This window comes from Albidovulum sp. (genome assembly GCF_049646345.1).
GTDB lineage: Bacteria > Pseudomonadota > Alphaproteobacteria > Rhodobacterales > Rhodobacteraceae > Albidovulum.
In genome coordinates, this window is the sequence record NZ_JBARVQ010000456.1 from 1 (window position 1) to 2,648 (window position 2,648).

4 protein-coding genes are annotated in these 2,648 nt (G+C 65.1%); 1 reads left to right on the plus strand and 3 read right to left on the minus strand.

Annotated elements, in window-relative coordinates; translation table 11 throughout:
* The 3 genes from WBB85_RS11365 to WBB85_RS11375 form a co-directional block, all read right to left on the minus strand.
* On the minus strand, positions 1-377 hold a 377-nt coding region (locus WBB85_RS11365; RefSeq protein WP_432638728.1), incomplete at its 3' end, for a GFA family protein.
* A 64-nt stretch (positions 378-441) separates the two neighbouring features.
* On the minus strand, positions 442-897 hold the full coding sequence (locus WBB85_RS11370) for a GAF domain-containing protein (RefSeq protein ID WP_432638729.1): 456 nt from the start codon (positions 895-897) through the stop codon (positions 442-444).
* A 26-nt stretch (positions 898-923) separates the two neighbouring features.
* Positions 924-1,817, minus strand: coding sequence for a LysR family transcriptional regulator (locus tag WBB85_RS11375; RefSeq protein WP_432638730.1), 894 nt, complete (start codon positions 1,815-1,817; stop codon positions 924-926).
* A gap of 204 nt (positions 1,818-2,021) precedes the next feature.
* Here WBB85_RS11375 and WBB85_RS11380 point away from each other — a divergent pair.
* On the plus strand, positions 2,022-2,648 hold a 627-nt coding region (locus WBB85_RS11380; RefSeq protein ID WP_432638731.1), incomplete at its 3' end, for a phytanoyl-CoA dioxygenase family protein.

The window sequence follows — 2,648 nt, forward strand, 5'->3', positions numbered from 1 at the left end:
GGCGGACCCTCACAGGCGTAGTAATCCCCCGCCTCTTCCGCGCAGACATGACGGGTCACGGTAAGACCGGTCGGACCATCGAAGGCACCGGGCGCGATGACCATGCGATCCTCGCCCGTGGGTTTCCAGAACAGGCTGGCACCGCAGGCCCGGCAAAACCCACGCCGCGCCTTGGACGAGCTGTCATACCAGAAAAGTGTTTCGGCCGATGTGATGCTGAACCGGTCGAGCGGCAGCGAGGTTCCGGCCCAGTGATGTCCGCTGGTCCTCCGGCAGGCCGTGCAGTGGCAGGCCCAGATATCGCGGAGGGGCCCCGTCGTCTCAAACCGCACGCCGCCGCAGAGGCAGCCTCCGCTGTGGTGTTCCGTATCGCTCATATTCCGCCTCCGGCTTTTGCTGAAGACTGTCCCACGCCGCCGCGCCGGGGCGCGCGCCAGCGCGTCACATCCTGCCGAAAACCGACTTCAGAACCTGGGCAAGGCCGTCGGCATCCTCCTGCGTGAAGGCGGCGGGTTGGTCGCTGTCGATATCAAAAACCCCGATCAGCCGCCCGTCCGGGCCAAGGACCGGCAAAACGATCTCGGACCTTGTGGTCGAGGAACAGGCGATATGGCCGTCAAAGGCCTCCACATCATCGACGATCTGGATCTCTCCGGTTCGCGCCGCAGCACCACAGACGCCCTTGTCAAACGGGATGACAAGGCAGCCATGGTCGCCCTGATAGGGTCCGATCTTCATCATGCCGGGTTCAGTGACGCGGTAAAAGCCGGTCCAGTCGAACCTTGCATCCGAATGATGCACTTCGCAGGCGACGGTGGCCATCAGCGCAATCTCGTCCGTTTCGCCTTCGGTCAGGCTTTCGATCACGGCGGTCAGGGTCGGGTAATCGACGTTCATCGGTGGTCCTTTGGTGTTCGCGCCTGTCACATTGCACGCCGTGCCGCCATCTTGTCCAGCAGCCATGTCCGGAAGGCGCGGGCGGGTGGGCGCAGCGAAGCGCGGTCCGGGTAGACAAGGTGATAGCTTTCCAGCCCCGCTACTCGGAAGCCGGGCAGGCAGGGGACCAGCCCCGCATGACGCACCGCCCAGTCGCTGGCAGGCGCCCGGGCGAGCGCGATGCCTGCCCCTTCGGCCGCCATCACCGTGGCCATGACGGTCGAATCGACCATCAGGAACTGCGCCCGCTCGCCCAATAACTTCAGATTCTCGAAAACATGCGGCCAGCCCGCGCGGTGGGTCGCGACCTCAATCAGCGGATGGGCGAGAAGGTCGGCGGGGGCGGTGATCCCCGCTGCGATATCGGGCCGGGCGACCGGGTACAGCACCTCGTCCAACACCGGATCATGCGCCGCTCCATAGGCCGATGGCGCGCCGAAGATGATCTGGAGGTCCGCAAAGCCCTGCAGGAAATCACCCGCCGCATTGCCCGTCGTAAGGTTCAGCGCGATATCCGGATGACGTTCGGTGAAATCCCGGTGCAGGGGCGCCAGCACCCCCTGCGCAAAGATCAGGACCGACCGGACATAAAGCCGTTCCTCCCGTGCCCGGCCAAACAGCCCGGCCGTGGAGCTTTCAAGCGTGACGAGCGAGGTCTGGACCGACGGCAGATAGGCCCGCCCGGCTTCCGTCAGCCGCACGGCATGGGCGTGGCGGGTAAAAAGGGGCGTGCCAAGGTGATCCTCCAGCGCCCTTATCTGCTGGCTGACCGCCGGGGCGGACATATGCAACTCTGCCGCCGCGCGCGCGAAGCTTTCCGTCCGCGCCGCCGCCTCGAAGACGCGGAGCCAGTTGAGCGAGGGGATGCGGGTGGCGTTCATGCACGAAGGTTAAGCTCAGCTTATCCTGACCGGCAAGAGATACCGTGCTGAAACCGGCCCCGCCTGCGCTAGCCTTGCCAATGCCACCCTGCGGGCCGCAGTCCCGGCCAATGCGCCGGGACCTCCTGGTTCGAACCGGAGGCCCCGGAGCAAGTCCGGGGCTGCATTGCGCGGGGGGTCGAAGGAAACAGGCTGGAACAGACCATGACGATGCCCTTGATCGACGGACGCCTCTCGGATGCGGAAAAGGCGCGGTACTGGGAAGAGGGCTACCTCTTCCCCATTCAGGCGATCGCGCCCGAAAAGGCCCGCGGCTGGCGTTCGGAACTGGAAGCAATCGAACATGACTGGCTCGATGCCGGCCTGCCCTTGCCCTTGAACACCTACAAGCGCGTCAACGCCAATTGCGTGCTGCCCTTGGCCCACCGCATCGGCACCGAGCCCGCGATCCTTGATGTCGTCGAGGGCATCCTCGGCCCCGACCTCCTGATCTACGGGGTGGAGTTCTTCATCAAGGAGCCGATGACCCGCCACAAGGTCTCCATGCATCAGGACCTGACCTATTGGGGCCTTGGCGCGATAGACGGCATGGTGACGATGTGGCTCGCCCTCTCGCCCTCCACCCGCGCCTCAGGCTGCATGGATTTCGTCCGCGCCAGCCACCTCAACCCGATCCTGCCGCATGAGGATACCTTCGCCGAGGACAACCTTCTTTCCCGCGGCCAAGAGGTGAAGGTGGATGTCGCGCCCGAGGACCGCGTGCCGATTGAGCTTATGCCCGGCCAGATCAGCCTGCATCACGGGCTGACCATCCACGGCTCTGGCCCCAAC